Annotated in this window: 2 protein-coding genes; both read right to left on the bottom strand. The window is 46.6% G+C overall.

Annotated elements, in window-relative coordinates; genetic code table 11:
* Window positions 1–2 precede the first annotated feature (2 nt).
* The gene (locus OCU28_RS04160) at window positions 3–1,841 is read right to left on the bottom strand and encodes an HlyD family efflux transporter periplasmic adaptor subunit (protein WP_261817080.1); all 1,839 of its coding nucleotides are present in this window, start codon (window positions 1,839–1,841) and stop codon (window positions 3–5) included.
* Between the two features lie 130 nt (window positions 1,842–1,971).
* Window positions 1,972–25,707 (bottom strand): LEPR-XLL domain-containing protein, encoded by a 23,736-nt coding sequence (locus tag OCU28_RS04155; RefSeq protein ID WP_261817079.1) that lies wholly within the window; start codon window positions 25,705–25,707, stop codon window positions 1,972–1,974.
* Window positions 25,708–25,709: the final 2 nt, after the last annotated feature.

Here is a 25,709-nt window from a genome sequence, read left to right as displayed (position 1 = left end):
ACTCACCCCCACCAAGACCATGCTCTTAGTCGCATCCACTCAGTGAGTTCTCGGGTCCATATATTGAACAGTAAACGCTCATCAATGAGCACCTTACCAACCCCTTCCATACCCGGCTGCAATTGGCTAGAAAGCTGTGCAAGCTGCGCCTCTACCACAAAATAACTCGCGCCTTCTACAGCCTCAGTAACTGGAGTAATCTTGGTTACCTCAAACTCAAAGCCGCGCTCGGGAAGTGCCGATAGATATAGAGTTCCAGTCTGTCCACGTTTCAGGTCAGAGATACGACTCTCTTGAACCTGTAATTTAATACGATAACTGTTTAATGGCGCGACCTCTAACAACAGATCGCCCTTGGTCACAGCACTGCCAAGGCGCTGACTCAGATCGCCGCTCACGATCAACCCGTTATAGGGAGCCAGTAATTTCCCTCTTTGTATTTGGCTTTCAACCAGTGCTAATTGCGCCTCTACTTGTCGCTCTTGAGCGCTCAGTATATTTATCTTGGCTCGGTCTCTGGTTGCCAATGCTTCAAGACGCTGGCGCACAAGCTTGCTCTCTTCGCTGAGCCACTTCAGCCTCTCTAAGCGCAGGTCTCTGTCGTCCATTAATACCAAAGGTTGACCCTTATTCACGCGATCTCCTGCTCTAACTAAGGCTTGATTAATATAGCCATCAAAAGGGGCAACGATGGCACGCTGCACTGCACTCTCTATCTCGGCATTCGCCGATAGCTTGTATTGACCATCTACGGTCGCTAATAGGTAGATAGAACACAGGGCCGTAATAACAATCAGCTTTCGACCTAGATAACGAGGACCAAATAATCTTCCGACTTGGCTAATCAAGCCATCAATACATTTCACATACCAAGGACGGTCATTGATTCTTTTATCATCCAAGGTCGGTAAAATCAGGCTCGCTATACCTTGGCATAGCTGTGATTGCTCTACGCTCCACATCTGTTCTGGTTGCCCTTCGACAACCACAGCGCCGTAGATCTCGCCTCGTAAATAAAGGGGGATAGACATAATACCAATCCCGCCCTGACTTTCTGAAAGCGCTCGGTGAGCTAGGCTAATTGCATCACTTTTCTGTTCAGACTCGGGATAGCAGATGCTTTTTCCCTGATCGATGCATTCATCCATAACCCGCTCAATTAAGCGTACATGGTTCATCTTTTTACCAAATTGAGCACTATGAGAGAGATGTTTCAGGTGGGTGCGTTTACGCTTATATTCTCCTAGGCTAACTCTGTCACAATGAAACAACACCGCCAGTTCAGTTACTAAGCGTACCGAAGATGCACCAAAGCTAGGTTCAGATAAAACTCTAGATAGAATTTCGACCCTAGTCGCATATGATTGCTGTTCAAGAATGGCTCTTTGAGTGCGTTGTCGTTGGTCTAGGGTTTCAATGCCAACCGCGCTCCACTGCACCAATGTCAATGCCTGAGTCAGTTCTAACTGAGAGCGAACCTTTATAGAGAATGCCGCAAAAGCAATTAACTGCTGGTCGTCGTCAACGATAGGATAAAACAGACCAAATAATTCACCATCATTCGATTGAGCATCCAAACGCGTGACTTGAGGTTGGGTTTTATCACTGTGCTTAATCGCCATATCGCTTAGCAACGAGAAGCTATCATGGCTAGATTGCAAACTTGCAACAGGGATGAGCTCCCCATCAATAGGAAGGTAAACGAGTGCCGATTGAAGTCCTGAGATTAGCACTTGATGCTTAGCTAGCCAGGCATGGTAATAGTCAGCATGAGATACGTGCTCATTTGAGACACGTTCGGAGCCTACCTTTTCAGGTGCAACTCCGAGTTGTTCAGTCATATCCTTCATCCTTGTGCACACAAGCTGATCACTTTCCTGTGATCATTGCTATAGGGTCATAAGCAGGTGCGCCTATGGCGCACAACCTATTGATAAACTTAGTATTGGATAGTAACTGTGTCTAGGTTTACTATCGGTCTCGTTTCACCCTTGTCACCGAACTTGATTTCTCCGCCTTCATAACCATCCAACCACCGACACCAGCAATGCTTGCAACTGCAGCCTCAACATCAATATGCTGCTCTAAGATATGCAGCTCAGAGGTCGCTGGTACTGCACTATCTAATTTAGCTTGTGGTTGCGACTCAATTGATAATGTAACTAGCACGGCATTGTCATCAATATTGCTCGATTCAAGTGACACCTCGGTTTGCGCCTCATCTACCTGAGCTTCACTCTCCTCAACCTCGATCTCTTGTTCAACCGGCAGCTGATCCTCACTTTCCGGTATCGATTGTGCTGGCACACTACCTCCGCCGCCTGAACCTGTGCGATGGAATATACCCCCTAGTTTGATGAAGGCGAGTTCTGCCTCTTCACTAAACTCAGCTACAAATCCAGCCTCACTCACTTGTTGCTGTTGAGCTATCTGCCTAAATTCAGAATCGGAATAGACTTGCTCTGCATAGCGGCTAAATAGACTGGTTTGTAGAATACGAATGAAGTCTAGCTGACCGTTAGCAAGGGAAATAATCAACTCAGGTACTTCCTCGCCATTGACTTCGCTAAAGGTAAATTGACCATACTCACCGAGCAATACATCTTCATTGAAGTTAGCAAAGAAGAAGTCGGTACCATAATGCCCCTGCATTCGGTCTTGACCTTCACCACCAATCAAGGTGTCATTACCGCCAGTAAACAAGTCAATTGCTTCAAATACAACCGTGCCATTCGAGCGGCTAACACGCGAGCCATCACCACCGAGTAGGTCACTGCCTGCTCCGCCATCGATAACATCGGCGCCATAACCACCAAAGATGATATCTCGGTCTTGACCACCATAAAGTGTATCATTGCCACCTATGGTAGTATCACCAGTGCTGACTACGCTATAGCGACCGTCACTTGCGTTCTCTATTCGTCCATCATCACCGATAATAATGGTTTCTCCGGCACTGTTACGCACCGTATCATTACCAACACCGGCAATTGCATGGTCTTGTCCCGCTCCGAGATTAATAACATCATCGCCTCCGGTTTGGTTTTCGGTATCCGTGCTGACAATAAGGCGGCGAACACCGTCTACATAGTCAACCTCACCGTTATCACCAACCACGATATCGTTATCATCACCGGTAGATATGTTGTCTCCACTATTGCCACCAAGAACCAAATTAACACCGTTTCCAGCATTAATGGTATCGGCTCCACCTTGGTCAAAGGCGGTGGTTTTGGCTTGTAACAATACCCCTTGGTCATCAAACACAAACTGCCCATTGTCACCAATAATGCCATCTACACCATTGGCTGTAGCAATCACATCGGCACCGTTACCACCAATAACAAGGTTATCGCCCTCGCCTAGGGTAATGTTATCGTTACCACCTAAATCCTGTTCCGTGGTTTTCGCCAGTGTGAGAATACCGGCTGCGTTGTAAATGAACATGCCATTATCGGCAATAAGCTGCGTATCACCAGATAGTGAGTCCACAGTGTCTGCGCCTAAACCGGCGATCAGTACATCATCTCCGCGACCCAATTGAATATTGTCATCACCAGCGCTGCGGCCATCAGTATCCGTGGTTTCAATGGTGCGAATTACGCCATCGACCAAGGTGATATGGCCATTATCACCCACTACCACATCTGAACCGCTGCCAACAACAATGTGATCTGCGCCATAACCACCAACAACGAGGTTATCTCCATTGCCCGCATCAATAACATCATCACCGCCAAGCTCAATAGAGGTTGAATTGATATCAACAGCTACACCTGCGTTATCGAATTTCAGTTCGCCATTGTCTCCCAAAATCATGTCATTACCATTAGCTGTGGTTATCTCATCAGACCCACTACCACCAATAACCACATGCTGTCCTTGACCAAGGATGACATCATCATTACCACCTAGATGTGGTTCACTGCTACTCGCATCAACTAGAATCCCTTGCTCGTTATAGATAAGAACGCCATTGTCAGCAATCACATGGCTATCGCCTGAATCAGAAGTGACACTATCACTACCCAGACCTGCAATAACGCGGTCAAAGCCGCTTCCTAGTTGAATGGTATCCTCGCCTGCGGTTGCATCTTGGGTGTCAGTGCTGCGCATCACGCGCACCACACCACCTATTAGCTCTATCTGGCCGTTGTCACCAATCACCACATCTTGGCCACTAACTGTAGTAATGACATCATCGCCCTTACCACCGATGACCAGATTATCACCAGCGCCCAAGTGCACTTGATCATCGCCGCCTTGCTCAATTTCCGTAGATAGAGCACCGACCAATTGACCCTGCGCGTTATAGGTAAGCATGCCATTATCCGCCAGTAACTGAGTATCTCCGGACTCAGAGATCACGCTATCACTAATAAAGCGGCTACTAAACTCAACCCCTTCAGGGGTTTCATTGAACTCCTCAATTAGGCTATCTAAGCCCGCGATGACTCGGTCAGAACCAGATCCTACACTGATAGTGTCTGCGCCAGTGGTAGTGATATCTGTATCACGGCTGGCGATGCTACGTACAATGCCATCTACCAATACTACATCCCCGTTATCCCCAATAACCACATCATTACCAGCAGCTGTCGTTATCTGATCTCGTCCCTGCCCACCAATCACGATATTATCGCCATCACCAAGGTTGACAGTGTCATCACCGCCCAGTGCGGGATCTTCAGAGCGAACACTAAGCAGTGTTCCATTCACGCTATAGGTCAAAATACCGTTGTCTGCGATAATATGACTATCACCAGCATCAGAGGTTATCGTATCGCTTCCAAGACCACCTAATGCAGTATCAAGTCCCGCACCTAAATGGATTTCATCGTTGCCAAAGGCGTGTTCATCACCAAGTTGCGTACGTAACACAATGTGCTCATCACCCAACTCAACTTCACCAAAGTCCCCCAGCACCCAATCATTGCCTGCGCCCGATTCGATATAATCATTTCCAGCTCCGCCTAAGATGATGTCATTATCTTGACCAGCATAGATCTCATCATCGCCACCTTGGTTGGTATCGGTAGTTGCAATTAACCTGATAACACCAGCATCAAGGGTTACTTGCCCCATATCGCCGATAATAAGGTCATTATCAACGCCAGAAACTGGCGAGTTAGCTGACATGTTGGCACCATAAATATCATCGCTACCTTGGCCACCAATTAAGATATCGTCGCCTTGATTCCCGATTACGATGTCATTACCACCGCTAACAAAACCAAGATTTGTCACCTCGGTTACATCCGCTAGCGAGGTTGAAAGGATACGATTAACACCAGACAGCTGGTTTATGCTTCCTTGGTCTGCAATCACGATATCGTCGCCCAAACCAGCATCGATAGTATCGTTAGCTACCGCCAATAGATCCGCAGTTTCAGGGTTATCACCGGCATCGCTCAGATTTACCACACTCAAGATCTGAGTACTTAGGTCTAGGCGAGTGGACACATCAACATTAAAGCCTGCATCCCCATAGATATGGTCTGCACCATCAAGACCAAATATATAGTCGCTTCCCGAACCACCAGCAATATGGTCTCCATGCTCACTACCTGTCAGCGTATCGTTACCTTGTCCGCCATATAGGGTCACCGAACCGCCCGCACCTGAAGCATCTAAGATATCGTTACCAGGGTTATTAAACTCACGCGCTTTATCGGTTTTCTGGTCTGATGTTGCATTATATGCAAAGCCATTTTGGCCGGTATCACCAAACAAGATAAGTACGCCATCTGCATTACTGCCCGTTACGGATAGGGTGTCACTTCCACCACCACCGTGTACAACAGTGATAACATCAGCAGCCGTATCCTCGATGACTAGGTTGTCATTACCTTGTCCAAGCAGTAGCTCCACAACCTCAATATCACTATATTCAATCCCAGCCCCCATTCCCAAGCCAGTAAGGCTAATGTCACTAAGGACACCACTGTCATTTTCTAAGCTGCCATCATTGAAGATATTTAGCAGGTCAGTTTGTAGCACTTCTTTAACTTCAATATTCTTAACCGGAAGCTCACTGTCGCTTTCACTTGGCAGTGTAACTGCAATGCTTAATGCTCGTGCTTTACCTTGTGGAACGCCTCCCTCCACAATAAGCTTGCCTTGGATTCCAGTTAAGGTATGAGGTTGTAGTGGTGGGTTCTGTACCGGTTGCCCTGATTGCTGTTGATAGTCAGGATTTACCGCCAGTGTAATGCTAATCGCCTGATCCCAGTTGCTGGCATCAAAGGTGACTGTATTGCTGGCCGCATTAAAGCGAGGATCGGCGCTACTAAATAGCGTTTGTCCGTCATTTAGCAGATTCACAGTTACGGTAGAACTCGGAGCTCGACTTAACACTAAGCTATAATCATCGCCCTGAGTTTGGCTGACTAAGGTCGAGCCATCGGTTTGAGTAACAATAACTGCACCGCTATCGTTGTCACTCACAAACAGCACCTGCTGAGTGTCATCAACCTGATTATATTCAGATTGAACCACGTTACTGCTAACCGAAAGATTGACGCTACCCTGATAGAGGTTTTCGACTGCGTTGTCATCTAGTGCAGTAACGCTAAAACTCTTCACTATATTCCAGTTATCGCGGTCAAAGGTCAGCTCTGTATCGCTAAACCCAAGTTGAGCACTGACTCCAGCGCCAAACACCTCTGATAATGATACCGTGACCACTTCCCCAACCTGTGGTTGAGTGGAAAGACGAACATCAAATACAGCGCCACTTCCTCCTTCTGTTATCTGCTCTCCACCTTGAGGAACAACGATAAGATCGGATTGGTCATTATCAAACACGGTAACTTCAACATTAGCAATATCAAGATTATCAAAGTCAGGGTTATCACTGCTTACACTATGGCTTATCACATAATCGCGACTGCCTTCCATCGCACTATCATCAATGGCTTTAACATAAATAGAGGTAGTGTCTTGCCAATTAACGCCAGCCTCATAGGTGACAACCAAGGATTCATAAAAATTAATGCCATCGGTTGATACAAGTATACTCGCCGCCTGACCATTGCTATTGTCTTTATCACTGGTAGAGGCTCTCGCGGCTGATACGGTCACATAAGCGATTGTCGCAACATTGGGTTCTGCAACGCTTAACGATAGGTTGTACATATCCTCCATGCCATCTTCACCAACCGTAACCGATTGATTATCAATAGCTATAGCACCGTTTTCTTGGCTAGCCACATTTAGAGATACGCCATCTACAAAAATGCCGTTATACGCTTCATCGTCACTAAATACACTGTGGTTTATAAAACTGCTACGCCCTTCAACTGAGTATGAAACAATCGGTTTCGTGACATCACTTGCCACATTAAATACATCGGCGCCAAGCCCACCTATAATGGTTGTTTCAACCTCAGCATTAGTACTTAAGACATAGAAGGTATCATCGCCTTCAAGTCCATCAACCTCTGCAAATTCAATACCTAGGTAGCTAATATTCAAGCCAGCACCAAAGATTCCATCCTCGGTGATCATAAAGTTATCATCACCCTCGGTACCTAGCACCACCACCTTATCGTTACCTGCGCCACCGTCTATTTTCAGTGCCGCATTGATACTATATTCAATGGTATCTGCCCCTTCACCCCCAAACAGTTCAACATCGACGCTGTTGTTGGTAAGGCCACTGTCTTTAAGTAGGAAGGCACGTACAACAAAGCTATCATCACCCGCTTCACCATAAAGCTTGGTTACCGCCTTGTTAGAGTAAACCTTAATGCTGTCCTCACCATCGCCGCCATAGATAACCATCGGCAAGCTATTACCATTACTCAAAAAGCCTAATGTGGTTTCGTTGGTTTCAATCTCATCACCCACAGCAACCGTGCCAAGAGAGGCCAAGCGGTCACTACCAAATAACTGACCAACCTGGAAGGTATCGTTATCCGCACCACCATCAAGGGTAAAAATAGTACTGGTATCGTCACTGTAGAAGCTATCTTCACCATCTAAGCCGTTCACAATAAAGCGGGCATTAACATTGCTATCGTAATTGATGCGTTCAATCGCCGCCGTATAACCATCACTGCCATCTTGATTTAGCGCAGCCACAAAATTTGCGCGAATCAAGAAGTGATCCGCAGTGACCAGTCCATTGAATGTGACACTATCTGCACCATTATTAGGCGCACCAGAATCTTCAATATCGATAACGTAATCTTTATCTCCACCACTGCGATTGATGATATAGCTATCGCTACCACCCTCACCATCTAACACCAATCTATCTGCACGAGTATTGAGTTGGTTGATAGTAATTTCATCATCTCCAGCCCCCGTATTGATATAGGTGTCACCTTGTAACGTTTGGGTATCCACCAGCACGGTATCCTTGCCTGAACCCATATTGAGCACAATATTTTCAGCAACTAACGCGCCCTGAATAACAACGTTATCTTGGTCGTCTCCACCAGTGAGGTTGATATCTTGTCCAGCCATCATTGAACCTTGGATATCTGCCACACCGCCAGTAGCATCTTGGTCTCCAGTCTCTCCTGCATCTATCTGAATGTTGATATCTAGCGCGGCATCTAACACAGCGCCCGTTTGCAAGGTAAAGCCATCACCAGAGTTGATATTGATACTGCTGCTGGTTACTAAGCTCACACCAGAGGCGATAGTGATGTCATCAAATCCGGAATTATCGGTCGAGATAAGATTAATATCTCCCACAGCGTTTACACTCTGGTCAACAGTCAAGGGACTGCGAGTGATCATATTGATCTCTCCACCAGCCTTAAAACCGCTAGAGATCCCAGTGACCACACCCCCTACATTTAGTGCGCCGGTATTTTCGATATAGGTACTACCCGTAGTAGATTGACCTTGGATATTTCCAACTTCGGTTGCAAGCGCATTATCTGCGCTACCAATATCTAAAGAAGCAAATAAATAGGTCTTACCTGAAATGATATTATTGCCATTCGCATTGTCGTTTAGAATGCGTCCGGCAGGAGCTGCGATAAAGGCAATCGCCGCCGCGCCAGTTTGAATAGTATCGAGATATAGATCACCTCGAGTCTCGGTGATATGAGTGTTGTTAGCACTGGATATTGTAAGGTTTTCACCCTCGGCTGAGCCCGAATCTATTTCAAGGTCATTACCTGCTTGACCAATAGTATCTAGACGGGACGTCAATGAAATACTTGCGCCGACAATATCAGCTATCTCACTTACGTCATCCGTTACCGCATCCACAATGGCTAAATGAGCCGCCAGTGCAACATCCCCCTGCGCTGACTCCACATGGTCGACATCAAGATTACCGTCGGTTTCATTGATACCGATGTCGGCATCTGCATAGGCAGTTAATAAGCCACCTGTTAAATTGATATCAAGTAGATTACCAAGCTCACCTATACCACCAGCTTGCGCACTTAACACCACATCTTGCGCACGGATATTCTCATAATCATGGTCAAAGCTATCGACAATCGAGCCATTTAGAGCAATTAAATCAACCTTACCGCCGCTTGAGTAAATGGTGGCAATATTAAGGTTAGAGTTTATCTCGGTAATATAGATATCTTGCTCAGCACGAGCAGTCAGGGTTGCATCAGCATCAAGGTCGATATTAAAACGGTTGATAGAGCTACCAATAGCCCCAGAGCCTGCCTCAAGAATTAAGGTGCTACCTGCCACAACGGAAGCAGAGCTGCCGACGCCATCTAATAGCGATTGTTTCGATTTAATGCGTACATTATCACCAGAAACAGAGCCAATGGTCATCGATTGCTCCGAGCCAAGGTACACATTTCCGCTAGCTGTCGCATTAATAATACCCGCAACTAACACATCGATATCTTCACGCTGGTCAATCACAATTTTATTCACGCTCGCAGTACGATAATCACTCGAGCTAATAGCCGTTACTGAAGATGCCAAGCTTGGGTCGACTTCCGATAAATCGATTACTTGACTCGCAATGCGGCTAACTTGATAGGTCTCGCTGCCTAAAGAAATATAGCTGCCTTGAACCAAACCAATACTTTGCCATGTCTCGCCATTGCTGTTAATCAAGGTAGTCAGTTGTGGCGCTGTGCTAATTGCCGCCACATCTAAGGTCACAGCAACCTCTACCGACAGAGCGTTTGAGGTTAAGGTCAATGTAGTCGCACTTACCGAAGCAATCTCATAGAAGCTTCCTTCATCATTGGCATTGGCACTATCGCCTGCAATGCGTATCTGCATGCCAGCCACAAAACCATCGGCTAACCAACTGCCAGTGGCACGAACCAAGGCATCGCCACTGTCCGCCTCAACCACATCGACAAGCACATTTTGGGTGCGCTCAGCAAATAAGAAGTAAACATCGTTTCGTTCAGCTGCTGCTAATTGGACACGTTCATCGGCGCTGTAATCACCATCGAGATCAATCTCAACTGAGCCAACCGCACTGCCCACATCATCTTGAGTAACCACGGTAATATTGCCAGCAGATGAAAGATTTGCCTCTTCAACAGTCGCTTGGGTATTGGTAATAGGTTTAAGCAAGCTACCACTGATAAGGTTGGTTAGCTCATCTTCTGTCCATACATGCACACTGGCAGTAAGTTCAGTGCGCTTAGTTTCGGTGATTTGATAGCTGTAGTCAGCGTCATATGCCTGAGTACCATAGCTATTATGTAGGGCATGATATTCCGCTGTGCGCTTGTTTACTAAGGTTTGAATCGCATCATCGATAAAGCTATCAAGCTCGCTATCGGCCAAGCCATTTTCAGCGCCAATAACCGCATACACTTCTCTATAATACGCTTCTTCATCGACAGAAAGATTTACCTCTACGCCTTGGGTGTAATCACCATCAAACTGCCCATTCCTAATATTCCAATAGGTGCTGTATTCCATCTCACGAGAAGAAATATAGGCATTTATTATGTTGTCGATTTTCTGTTGCGATGCGTCGCTACCACCGATTAAGCCAAGGTTTTCCCAAAGACCTGTGCTCAATTCTTCATAGCTACGCTCATCTCGAGCAGTCGAGTTATTAGCATCAATCAACGAGCCATTAGCCACGGTAATCGTGATATCACCCGCGTTACTGGTGATCTCTTTAACTAACAAGTGACCATCAATCTCACTTAGATAAATATCGTTATTTGCCAACACAGTTACCGAATCACGGTTTCTCTCACCGCTATCAATCACTAGCGCGTGGGATGCACTACCCACCTGTGCTTCAGAGTTAATATAGATGGTGCCACCACGTACAACTCCAGTTGATCCAGACTTGCCTTCAACACCACCAACAGCAGATAGGTAAACCTTACCTCCGGTATCACGCGCTGACTGATAGTTACTTGCTGAAGTGATATTGTTCACCACAAGCAAGCCATCCGTCTCAACCAAGTTAATTAACCCGCCATAGGTGCGAGCAGTAATTGCCCCTCCGCCTAGGTTGGTGAGATTGGTCCGCAGTGCATTATTAGCCGCATCGATACTGCCATCAGCATTGGTTTGGGCAACGCCACCTATGCTCTGTGCAGTTAGATTAATGTTTTCACCACCGACAATACCCGTAGACTTAGTCACTATCTCGGCATTAGTCATGATGGTTGTCGTACCGTAGGTATTGCTGATTGCACCTTGTACGATAACATCACCACCACGATTAGACGTGATATCAATAGCGCCAGCTTCAAGGCCAGTAAAGGTAATGGCAACCCCATAGTCAGCTCGAATAGAGTGGGTTGATTCGTAGCGAACCTTGCTCTCTTCTACAAACTTGGCATAGTAGGTTTTTTTACCCCACCAAGTACTCTCCGTCCATTTGCGCACTAATGAGGTTTCATTTTCTAAAACAATCGCTTCATCCAGTTCACTGAATTTATACGTTTCACCACCTTCATCAAACTCAAAATAGGCGCCCTCACCACGCAAGGTTGGAGAGCCCACCACCTCAGGCTCACCGTCAAAGCTGACATCTTTCGGGTCTTTAGCAAAGGCATCAATTCCTAGCCATGAAGATGTCCCCTCGGTGGTATAGCGGCGTTCAAAGGTTTCTTGCCCCATAGTCCAGGAATAACGCCAGCCTTGTTTAGGGTTATAGGTCATGTCATCAGACCCGCCCACAGCCACACCGTTGGTTGAAACCGTCACACCATTTTCATCCTTGGTATAGATGGTCTCTATTGGGTTATCCGACGTGCCTTTGGCTTTATCGCGAATAATTAAGGTACCCTTACCGCGTTGTGAGGCATCCAGTCCCATGATGGTGATATCTAAATCGGTATTGTTAACGACATCTATCTTCGCATATCCCCCTAGTAGCTCGATTTCGGAGTTACTATTGGTATTTAAGATATGCCCTTCAAGCTCGATATAACCCCCACTAACGCGCATATCACCCACGACAAGTTGGTCGTTGGTCGCGTCATAAAATACCGAGAAGTCCTCACTTCCCACATCAAGGCGAACATAACCTGTCACACCGCTATTACGCAGTTCAGTAATGGTATTCTCAAGGGATTTATCAATATTTAGGGTAAAGCTCTCTTTACCACTTTGAATTTTGCCATTGATATTGATGTATTCTGCGGTAATGGAGATATTGTCCGCATAGATACTAGGCCCAGTTATACTGCGATTAACTAAGTCGCTTATCGCAGTAGCAGACGCTTGTTTAAGTCCATCATCATCAATCACTGCATTCCATTTTGCGTATTCAGACCCATCCACAGAATAGGTTGAACCCGGTGGTAGGCTGATCACGGTAGAGCCGCCAGTCATAACCACTTGATCTTTAACATCAATATCGGCATAGATGTTAATATCACCTTTACCTAGAGTGCTCGATCCTGCGCCGCTTAAGCTCTTAAGTTCTAACTTACCGCTACGGTTAGCAATATCACCGTTTAAGGTGATAGATGGCCAGCTCAATACCGAGTTATTGTCGGAAACATCAACCCTATTGTTTAGCTCTATCAGTGCTAGATCTAGGTCAACATCGTTGGTAATTGATATGATAGGGTCGTTATCATCCCCAGTATCTTGACGTTCCCCATTTAAGAATACCCCTCCATTTTGTTGTGGAATGGTAATATCGTTCACCACCAATGAGGCTAAGGTGTGGTTCAAAATAGTAACGGATGCATCGCCTGGAGATAATACGCTACCGGTATCTTCATACTCTCCTGAGCGGATATCAATGCGACCTGCTTCGGCATGGATATCATTTATGGTAATAACCGGAACATTGAGAGAAATAGCATAGTATTCGCCATCACTATCAACATCCATCAAGCCCTTTTCAACCATCACGGTACGCAAACGATTAATCTCTGACTTATAAAAAGCCTCGATATCAGAGTCACTAGACTTACCATCATTGAAAATAGACAGCTGTTCCTCGGCATATTCAAGGTCATCAAATAGGCTAGAATCTAATGCTTCAATTGAAGTAGAAAAACTAATGCCTTCGCTCTGGATAACCTGATTAACGCTACCATTGTCATTCAAGCTTATAAATTCAATCGCTTGGTTTCTGCGAATACCCGTTTCCAATGTACCTGCATTATTGACTGTGCCTGTAGTGCCGATAGTGACATTACCACCAAGATCAGCCGTTCCACCAATTGCGGTAGCCCAGTTTATGGTCTTGGTTTGCGCATCCATATCTGCAAAACCAAAGCGCTCTGCATGCAGGTTCATCTGCCGCGCTGTCTTAACATGCGCACCAGATGCAATTGTAATGTTGTTGGTTTGTGATAGCGTAGCGAAAGCGCCAGCATCATCAATTGGAATTACGCTATCAGAGAAGCTATCAATTAGCGCATGAACCTTATAATCATCGCGGTTAAAATCTGTATCAGTCCCGGTCGAAATGTTCACATCACCATAAGCGGTAATGTCTGCCCCAAGGTCAATCAATACCGTATTCACTGGGGTGATATTAACCGTGGCGTTGGTTACTGAAACCGAAATTGCACCACTTGAATCCGCTTCCACATTGCCAACGGCTGTGCCCTGACCACGTGCTGAGATCTGCAATTCTCCCTCAGAGAGAAGCACAGCATTCTCACCAATACGTACATTGGCCAACAGTTCATCATCTGTGATCTTAACCGTAGCCCCTGTACCAGCTAGTGCACCGGTGGCATTCAATACCACCTTATCGGTAATATCGATATCATTTAATGCATTTAGTGCGATACCGTCAGACTCGCCAAGCCCCCATGCTGTTAGGCTGGCATCATTACCCACATCAATATTAGTCGCCATATCAAGTACAGTTCGACTGTCAGCTCCCGCCGCGCTCGCTAGCCCAATAGCGACAACATCAATCCTTCCGTTTTGATTTTTCTGGGCGCGGTTAATTGCATCAATATTAATATCGGATGCGCTGATAACTAGGTTATCGCTATCACTTATGCCATCACCAACAATCACGGCCACATCAGCGGTAACGTCGTGATCAATTTCAGCGCCAGAGCCCGACAGCAAACCACCTGAAGCCACCACAACCTTGGCATCAAACTTGGCTATGTGTTCAGCCTTAATATCCAATACCCCATCACCTGAGGTCGCGCCTAAGGTAATGCTAGATTCATCATCCAAAGTGACTTTGGTGTTACTCGTTGATTTGGTATCAGCACCTACGCCTGCTCCCGCAAGCGCCCCGCCACTACCAGCAACCGCAAATACATAGTTATCCTCGGTGGCATTCGCCACCATGGTGAGATCACCACCGCGATAATCCGTGGCACTAACAGTCAATAAGGTATCTACATCGGTTTCACTATCTGCAAACACCACACCCGCAGCAATAAAGCCTGCTGAAATACCATATGCTTCAGATTCTTGCTTGGCATTGGCTAATGCTTTTACCGTACCTTCACCCGCCGCCGTGATATCAGAGTCAGACATAGTGACGCTAATATCTCCGGTGATATTGGTCTCTACAAATACCCCTGCACCACTAAAACCAAGCCCAAGCGCTACTGATGTTGCAATCCCCATGGTATAAATATCATCGGTCGAGCTTGCGGTTAGAGTAAAGTCGCCACTGCTGACTAAGGTTGAGTTATCAATATCACTATTAAGGTCAATATCGACCTCATTGATTACTCGGGTTGCACCAATAGAAATTGCCGCACCCGCAGCAAATGTCCCAGCAACCGTAGCGACAGCGGCGGTTGCATCTACATCAGACGTACTACTGGAAGTCACTGAAATTTCAGAGGCGGCAACCATAGCGCTGTCTTTGATGTAGCTATCAATATCTGACACGATATAGTTTTCAACCCGCACGGCAGCCCCAGACACACTTACCCCGCCTGCGCCACCGACCACCGCCATACTCCCCGCACCTACACCGGCGTTAACGGTCATATTTTGGTTTGCATCTAACAGTAACTCACCGGATGCATGCACACTGCTGTTGTCAATATAGCTGTTGACTATCAAGCGATCGCTATCAGAACCAATTTCATTAACCGCTATCGCAGCCCCAAGTGAAGCTCCAAACCCACCTCCAGCGCCACCTGCGCCCGCAACCGATACAGCGGCAACGGTTGAGGTAATCGAAGAAGTATTGTCAGCTGTCACGTGTACCTGGCCGACTTTATCGTTGGATGCGCCAATGGTGCTGTCAGAGATATAAGCGGTTGTTTCACCAAATACAGCATTCTTAGTTTCTGCACCGGCGCCACTTAGAGCAACGCCACCACCAATACCACCTGCCACGGCAACAGATGCCGCCACTGAGGTAGCCGAAATAGTATTGTTGGTATTAGCTGACAGGCTAATATCACCTGAGTTGAGCTCTCCTACACCCACAATATAACTGGATGTGTTAGCGTCGACCGTATTTTTAGCCAGTGCAACCCCAACAGCAAGTGACACCCCACCACCAGCACCGAAAGCGGCAGCTAATGAGGCCGCGCCAGCATCAGCGGTTATCTTGGTGGTATTATCCGCATCTAAAGTAAGGCTTGCGCTATTGATCACTTTGCTTGAAGCCGAGCTGTTATCTATGTAGCTCTCTACATCCGCATAAATATCATTTTCAGTACTTACTCCCGCACCAGCACCTGATAGGCCACCACCGGCACCGCCAGATGCCGCCATACTGCCCGCACCCACGCCAGAGAAAATAGTCATGTCACCATCGGCGTCGACATTAACCGCACCTGTGGTCGTAATACCACTGTTTTTCACATACGCGCGCACGCCTTGGCGAGAGCTACTACTACCAATATTATTGGAGGCAAGCGCGGCACCAATCGCCACACCAATACCACCTCCAGCGCCACCGGCTCCAGATACCGCTACCGCAACCACAGTGGCATCGATATCAGAGGTATCAGAGGCAGTAATATCTATCTTACTGGCGCTATTTATTTGTGCGCTTTCGATAAACGATGTGGTTTGCCCAAACACGCTGTTTACCGCTTGCGCACCCGCACCACTTATTGCAACGCCGCCACCTGCGCCTGCGGCAAACGATGCAGTCGCCGCTACTGAGGTCGCATCAATATCATTGGTGGCACTCGCGGCAACGCGAATGGCACCTGTACTATCAACAGAACTCCCCCCTTTGATGTAGGCGGAGGTATCTACATCCACTAGGTTTTCTGCAATCGATATACCTATGGTTAATGTGCCACCGCCACCAGCACCACCGGCAATACCAAGTGAAGCTGAGCCTAGCTGTGCTGTAATCGTCGACTGACTCGTGGCATCCACTGCAATACTCAGCGCATCAATAGTCGCACTACTTGCATTAGAATTATCAATATAGCTATCAACCATCGCGTATACATCATTGGTCGTTACTACCCCAGAACCGGCCGCAGCAAGACCACCACCAGCACCGCCAGCAACTGCCATGCCACCTGCGCCTACACCTGCAAAAATTGTCATTTGAGCATTTGCGGTAACCGCCAGAGCGCCAGAGGCATCAAGGCTAGAGTCTTGAATGTACGATGACACTTTAAGGGCGTTATCGGATGTGCCTATTTCATTTTCAGATACGGACGCACCAATTGATACCCCAACGCCACCGCCGGAGCCACCCCCTCCAGATACCGATACTGATGCCACTGTTGCAGTTATGTCTGAGATATTCTCAGCATCAATACTCACCGCGCCAGCACTTTGTATATCCGCACCATCAAGATAAGCCAGTGTATCGCCATTGATGCTATTCATAGAGTTGGCACCGGCGCCCGATACCGCAATTCCACCACCAGCACCAAAGGCTACCCCTAGCGAAGCGGCGATAGATAACGAGTCAATGGTATTATCGGTAGTCGCATCAATGTCGATTGCGCCAGTTCCTAGAACCACATCTGCACCCGCCACAAAGGCACGGGTATTGTTATCTACCTCATTGCGTGCAAGCGCGACTCCAACGGTAATTGCAACCGCACCACCAGAGCCAAATCCAGCGGCTATCGTTGCCGCTGCCGCATCCGCGTCAATATCTGAGACATTACTCGCATTGAGAGTAAGCGATGCTGCTTTTAATGTTTGTCCCCCCGCCGAGCTGTTGTCGACATAGGCATCAACATCTGCATATATTTGGTTAAGCGCCCCGACCCCAGAACCTGAAGCTGCAATCCCTGCACCACTACCACCTGCGGCGATAGCCATAGAACCTGCACCGACCCCTGCATCAATATCTAGATCAGCAGTTGAGGTAATCGAAATATTTGCAGTGGTATCAATATCGGAATCAATCACATTGGCGATAACACCAAGACGATCACCAGAGTTACCAATACTATTTTCAGTCTCTGCCCCACCTATCGATACACCCAAGCCGCCGTTAGTACCACCGGCGCCGGCAATCGAAACCGCGGCAATTTCAGCTTTGATCTTAGCGGTATTGCTTGCACTTACAGTTACATTACCTGAGCTGTAAACTTGGCTATTTGCCAACGATGCCTTGGTAGTGCCAGTAATTGAATTTACCGCATTCGCACCCGCGCCACTGGCAGTGATAGTGCCTGAACCCCAGCCAAGGGCAAAAGAGGTAGCCACTGAGGTTGCGGTAATTGTCGCGTTAGTGGTCGAAATAACTGAAACGTCACCCGTTCGATCATCCGATGCCCCGAGATCTACATTATCAATCAATGCAATGGTGTCATTATCAATATCGTTGCTTGCCAACGCCACACCGATACTCAAGCTGACCGCCCCAGAAGAAGCAGAGAAGGTTCCTGCAATGGATGCCCCAACTACTGCACTGGTAATGTTGCTCGTATCTTTTGCTTCTACCGATATAGAGTCGGCTTTAATGATGTGATTAGCTTCTATAGCTGTAATGCCAGAGGTGGTATCTATCATAACTGAGTTATCAGTGGTCGCTCCAACCCCTGATAACGCGCCAGCCACCCCATCATTAGAGTTGGCAAGCGCAACCGATGCGGCCACCACCACCGAGGTAATCTCTTGTTTGCTTTGTGCAAACGTATCAACCGCCCCGCTAAGATCGACACTGGAATCGCTAATAATGGCGCTAATTGCGTTAGCCTTGCCGTTGTCATCACCAATATAGTTCTCTGCTAGCGCTACACCGATCCCGCCAGACACTCCTGTGCCAGTGGTTGCTCCAGCCCAAGCAATCGAAGCCGAGATTACGGTTGCACTAATATCGCCATCGGCGTCAGCACGAACATACAGACCGTTATCTGCTGTAGATTTAACGCCACCACTAGCAAATTGGTCGATACTCGAACCATCGACTTGAGCAATGGTATCGCCATACACCTCATTTTGTACTGAAGCACCACTACCTGATAGGGTAATCGTGGTTTTACCACCGCTTTGCAGTCCGATAGATGGGGCAACTACCACCCCAATAATATCGGTTTCGTTATGTGCTTTTACATCCATTCGCGAGGTGGCTAAATCCTCACCTGGCAAGGTAATCAAGCTGTCTTCCACTCGCGAGCGGGTATTCATCCGCACCTTGTTATAGCTTACTGCAGCCGCAACCGATAACCCGACTTTGGTATCAAAATTAGGCGAGGTTTCTTTACTTACACCCGCACCAATCGCAACCGATAAGATGTCCGCTTCACTATTAGCTTGATGACGTACCGCGCCAGTTGCAACATCCATATCTACATTGCTAATCAGGGCGTCAATGTCACTATCAATATTATTTTCCGCATAGGTAACCGCAACCGTACCGCTGCCTGCGTATGCCACCCCAAGTGCAACCGCATAGATTTCTGAACCATCTTTTGCCTCAATATCGAGTGCAAAACCATTACTATTTTTGCCATTGATAGAGGCCGAAGTGATATCGGTGAGGAAGGCATCAATATCGTTGGTAACGTTATTGATTGATACATTCCCAGTGATTGCAATGCTGCTACTATTAGAACTTGGTGGCGTATCTGCTACCCCTGACAAGGCTGCCGACACTGAAGCTGTGACCACCGTAGTGTTGTTATTCGCATCAATATCTAGGCTGTCTAGGGTTAAGAGGTTAATTCCAGAAATGCCGGCATCAATATCTACATCCACATCATTGCGCAGACCAATACCTGCTGCTGCCAACGCGAATTTTTGCGCCTCAGAGCTGGAATAAGCAATAGGGAAAGCAAAGACTCCTGCATTATCGGTCGCATTTAGAGTAAGAGCATCCGCATTAAGACTGTTTAGATTGTATATCGCCGCTGAGGTCGTATGGTCTACGATATTAAAGATGAAGGCACCAGATACCGAGATACCATAAGAGCTATTGTTGGTTTTTGGCGTATCACCACCTGATGGCGCCACCTTACCCGTTGCCCAAGCGGCACTAATTGCCGACCCTATTACAAAACCATCACTACTTGCGGCAACCTTCACATCACCATTAACATCCACGTTGCCGCTGCGAGTAATGGCATCACGGCTACCAATCTCAGCCTTGGTAACCTTATCAATAATGTTTACTATCGAAGAGGCGCCAACCCCAATCGCACCGCCTGAAGCACCACCACCGGCAAAGGTAATAATATCGACGCGATTATCTGCGGTAACGCTTAAACGCTCAGCCCCATCAGGGTTACTGATACGCGTACCCACCATCAGATCAACCCCAGATTCAACCTGCGCATGGGCATTGCTATCGATGATATTATTAATAAATAACCCAGATATCCCTAGGGTACCTTTACCATAACCCGCTGAATAACCTAAGTTAATCGCAAATACATTTGAGTCTGCATCTAGCTTTAGGTTGTCAGCATAAACTTGCGCACCATCTTCAATAATCGCGGTACTGTTCACCGTTACGCTATTGATATATACACTGACACCTGCACCATTTAGCGATTCAGATTGACCCGATTTTTCATAAATGGTTTTCAGAATTGGAATATTGGAGTTGGTCGCGGTTAATAACCCCACATAATCGACCTGCTGATTAATGGTATTGGATGTCACTGCAACATCTCTGTCACTCACCAGTAAGGTGCCAAGGAAGCCCTCGACAATATCGTAATAACCCTTATCTACGCCTTCATCATAGGTATTTTCCAGTGCTGTTCTCTGGTTGAGTTGTACACTACCCAAAACCTTTGCATTGGCGTTTTGTTCAACATTGAGGTAACCAAAGTTAAGCCCAATCGAAACCTTAGCGCCGGCGGCTTCAGCCTTAACGGTGTTATCAATAAGATAAAGGTCAGAGTCACCACCAAGTAATTGACTTGGTAGGCTAGTCACCTTGTCACCAAGCAGTTGCCATTGTGTCGGATCACTAAAATCAGCTTGTGATAAACGCAGCGTCACAGGGTCACTACCTATGTATTTATACACGGCTCCCAAATAACCAATATCAGGCTGTTTAGACTCACTGTCTTGCTGCCACTGATAATCTTTATAGTGAAAGCCCACCAAATCATCAGGCTCGATACTATAATCTGTATCTATTTGATCTGGCTGAATAAAATCAGGTTTTACATACTTAAAGGTGGTATCTGGACTGATTAAACCGGTTAGGTTTTGGGTTTGTGAATCAAGGGTGAATTTATCCAGAACATCTAATTTGGTATTGCCTTGCAGTATGGCATTGGCGTTATTGTCCATATCAGCAATCATTACTGATACAGCGCCGCCAAATGGAACTTGCTTAAACTCGCTCTTGGTGCCTGTAGAGCCCGCCAGCTGTGACATCTGTGAGACCGAACTTGAGGTTGAGGCAACACTGGTAAGCTGTCTACTATCAACAGAAGCGGTCTGCTCTAAAGAACCACCTACCTGAATATCACTGCTTTTATCGGCAAGTCCAATCAAGGCATTGGCATTATTGGTATCATCGGCATAACCAAAGGCAATGCCTAAGGTAAATTTGGTCGGCTTTAAGCGATCAGATGGCGCAACACGCTTGGTTATCCAATTTGGTAATCCCACCTTAGATAGTTTATCAGCCGCCTTCTGTTTGTATTTGTCTTTGAAGTTATCAACGATGCTTGGCACGCGGTCAACTATTGCTTCGACTTCGGTTCCCCAAACGCCATCCACACGACCTTGGTTGTGCTCGGCGTTAACATCCACATTACCAGCAATAATAATATCACCCGCTAATGTCGCATTGGTGTCGCCATGCTCTATATGTACCGCAACACTGGCGGCAAGTTTACCTTTATCGCCGGCATCACTAAGTGAGCCAACATAGGTGAAATCTGAGGTGTAGGCTGATACATCAAGGTTACCCTGCCCAATAATATTTGCTGTTTCTGATACTAAGGTGGTGGAATCACTCTCTAAGATCCCTACCGCGACACTGGCAGCAAAGCCCTTAAATCCATAATACGGTTCAGCGGCTACCTTCAAGTAGTTCTCAACCTTAGATGAAATGACAACGTCGCCTTGTGCGACAATCGTACCATTCATTTCGATATTCGCATCCGAGCGGATACTACCTATTGCTACCGAGAATAAGATGCCTAACGGCTCAGAGGTGACACGCGCAATGGAGCGCGATTCAATGGTGACGTTATCACCCGTGATAGTTGCATTTTCATCGATAGTGATAGTGGTATCGACTTTAGAGCGCGAGTAGCCGAAGAACAGAGCAAAATTCTCAAGCTCAGCCTTGAAATCTTTGATACTCAGTTCATCAGACTCTAGGGAATCACCACCATAATTGACTGGGCTATCGGGATTGGTTTCAGCAAAGGCGACAATCGCTATATCTCGCCCTTCGATGCTAACAGCACCAATAGAGATACTGGCACCTACATCGTCATAATTATAAAAGCCTAGGCCTTTTATCTTATTGCGAGAGTCCGAAGCGAATATATCAATATCTCCATTTTGGCCGATAGAAAGCCCTTTAGCCGAGATATTTACGCCATCTTCAATCACAATATGGCGTGCATAGAACCCAATATCACCAGCGCTGTCACTAAGGTCGTTGGTGACAACATTTGCCTTAACCGTGATAGTGCCACCGGCCTCAAACTTAATCGACTGACCGACAATAGATACGTTACTGTCGATGGTAAGATTGCCTTCTGATTCACTTACCAATGCAAAGTTATCACCACTAATATTGGCAAAGTCGAAATCACTGACATCAAAGACACCACTGCCACCATAAAATACAATGTCATTACTGGCCGCTAAATCAGCCACAGTAACATTCACAATATCGGTAACCGTACGTGAATCTAAGTCAATTCTAAATTCATTGGTTCCTAAACCACCTTTGAGCTCAGAATTAGTTTGAGCGGCATCTAAGCTCACATCAATGGTGGCAGTAGAGGCATCAAGTATAGTTGCGCCAGTGGTGGCACTTAACATCGCATGTTCAATATCTTCTATAGACACACTTTTGTCAGTTTGAGTATCCCCCTTCCAAGCCAAGGAGCTATCGGTTACATCCAGTTGGGTATGGGTGCTAGTGGTTGCCCCAGAAACCGTATCATAACCGGTCAACCCCTTAACTGAGGTGTCATCATCATCAACTGTAAAAAAGTCAATGCCCATAGAGCCAACAAAGGTATCACTGCCTCCATTACCTCGCTGAGTGGTCAATTGTGCAGATGCAACTAAACCAAGGCTGACACCAGTAACAACTGAATTGGTCACCGAGCTGCCATCAAGACCAAGCACGTTAAGAAGTGAAGCGTCACTACCCGCAACACCAAAAGAAGAGATACCTGAAATCGAAAGTTGCGCAGAGCCTTGCTCAAACGACGCAAACATAGCGCCACTTTCACGACTGTCGGCTAAATTAATAAGCGCAATTAGGTCTTCCAATGTTTGAGCGGTTTGGGTATCAACTTCAACAACGGTAGTGTCGTCATCAAGAGCGAAGATAAGCGAAAACTCACTCAGATCAGTCCAGCCATCAATAAGGTTAATATCGGTTGATTCAGATAATCCATGGAAATCTGTGGCGTTAAAATCGTCATCGCCATCGGCGCCAATCAACTCTGCACTTTCAATGCCAAGCAGGCTGATAGTCGCCAGGTCTGTGATCAACTGGTCATTGTTTAATTCAAAGCTATGTGCCACGCCAGTATTGCTACTCATATCTGCAATTAGGGTATCTTCCCCTTCACCTGCATCCACAATGTCATCTGACTCACCTGTCACATAGATAAAGTCGTCACCCGCACCACTATCTACAATATTAATGCCTTGCGCGCCGCGAATAATATCGCTGCCTTGTAGCGTTGAAATAGTACTATTACCGGCAAAAGCAGATAGGTCGACATCATCAGCCCCAACGCTGCCTTCAAGGCCAATATAATCTGCTCCATCAAAGCCAACTAAGGTATCGAGTACTTTTGTCCCCGCTTGAGATATAAGTGCAGTAGCCCCATTACTGGCTGAGATAAGTCCAACCATCGGTTGTCCAGAATACAGCCCTCCGAATTCAATGCTCCAGCCATCACTTTCTGCGGTAACGATCAGCTGTCCATAGGCAAGGTCAAGGGCCTTTTCGATAGCGCGAGATATATCGCGCGCACGGGCATCCCATGCTAACTCATCGGTAACTAGGGTTTCACTATTAACATCAATGCTTAAGGTATAGCCTGAGCCGCTGGTTATCGTTGGTAGGGTGATATTGATAACATCATTAAATCCATGAGAAAGATCTAGCGAATAGTTTATTCCTGAGACTGCAATACTGGCTCGTCCAGCAAAGATTTCTTGTACGGTATCAACACCGCCACCTGCGGTAATAGTATCTGCCCCACCAAGCCCAATCAGTGTATCGCCAAATTCGGATGCATAGATGGTGTCACTTAACTCACTACCTTCAAGGGTGATATCGTAATCATTGGCTAGGCGTGCATCTAATGTATAACCATCAACATCATCATCGTTAGAAAGCGCCTTGATATAGATAGATTCAATATCTGACAAGGTATCTGACTCATTGTCATTTACCTTGATTATGTCGCCATCAATCACGAAATCTGCGGCGCGTGCGGCAATGAGCTCATCAGTGCCTCCGTTGCCATCGACACTATCATCGCCCGCTCCAGCAATAAATATATCATCTCCCAGACCGCCAATAAGCTCATCATCACCAGCGCCGCCAAATAGGTGAACATCTAGCTCTGAGGCGGAAAAATCAAAGTAATTATCACCACTGCCGCCTTCTGCGGCCAAAAGCGCAACATCAACAATGGATACTGTTTGGTCTACGGTCTCGGTAAAAGTGGTTCCATCCCAACTACCACCTTGATAGATATAATCAACGGCATCGTTATCACTATCAATGCCGAGCTTGATATCAATGCCACCAGCGCTTGATTCTTGAAACAACACGCTATCAAAGCCGCCAAACCCATCAACAGAGTCACCAAATCCAACGACAAAAAGGTTGTCATTTGTATCGCCAATAAAGGTATCTGCGTAATCTGAGCCAATCACCGTACTCATACCAGTCACACTGGCAAAACCTGTCACTAATTCTTGTTCAAGATCGACACTAACCCCAGAACTGGCGCTACTGTAGTCCAGATAATCACTACCACTACCGCCAAGCTCATCAAAACCACTAAAGCCAATGGTCGTACTAGATGCTGTGTCTAACAGGCCACCTACCGCATCTTCAAGGATTGATAGATCACCAGCCCCATCGCCTGTAATTTGCCAGTTATAGCTGTTATTTAGCGCCGCTAGTACATGAATAGAATCATCACTTTGGGTCGCTTCGATATATTCAGTATTTAAAAACTCTACCGAACCGTTATCACCAAGGTTGCCTTCATTTTCTCCATTAACCTGCCAGTTACTGGTTACTACCGAGCTACCTGTTGCAACGGTGTCTGCGCCCTCACCGCCGTCAAACTGGACAATAAAGTTGCTCTCTCCAAGGTCAAGGAAAGACTGATCAACCGTAAAACTGTCATCTTGGTCTGTGCCGGTGACCGTAATAACACTGGCTGCACCGATACTGTCGAGCTTACGCTCAGCAAGTAGTGCGCCATTGTCTTCATTATTGATAAGTTGGATATACTGCTCATTAGGCTCTTTTTCGACCACTTGCAAGGTAACATCGTTACCACTGGCAACCAGTGCTGCTAATGGATCAGCTGAAAGCAACAAACGAGGCTCTAACTGTTCAATAGCAAAGGTATTATGCTGGGCAGGTGTGAGCCCCAAGCGAGAAGACTGAATGGCATGATTGATTTCTGTCATCAAGCTTGACAGACGCGGCATCATAGTTGATTTATTCGATGCCTTTACAGCGCGCAGTTGTCTATCCATAA

Source organism: Vibrio gallicus (assembly GCF_024346875.1).
Classification (GTDB): Bacteria; Pseudomonadota; Gammaproteobacteria; order Enterobacterales; family Vibrionaceae; genus Vibrio; species Vibrio gallicus.
Note: the sequence above shows the minus strand (reverse complement) of the source record. Positions and strands in the feature narration are given on the sequence as shown.

Coding starts and splice junctions, on each gene's coding strand:
- OCU28_RS04160 (WP_261817080.1), bottom strand. CDS start 1,841: ATGACTGAACAACTCGGAGTTGCACCTGAAAAGGTAGGCTCCGAACGT.
- OCU28_RS04155 (WP_261817079.1), bottom strand. CDS start 25,707: ATGGATAGACAACTGCGCGCTGTAAAGGCATCGAATAAATCAACTATG.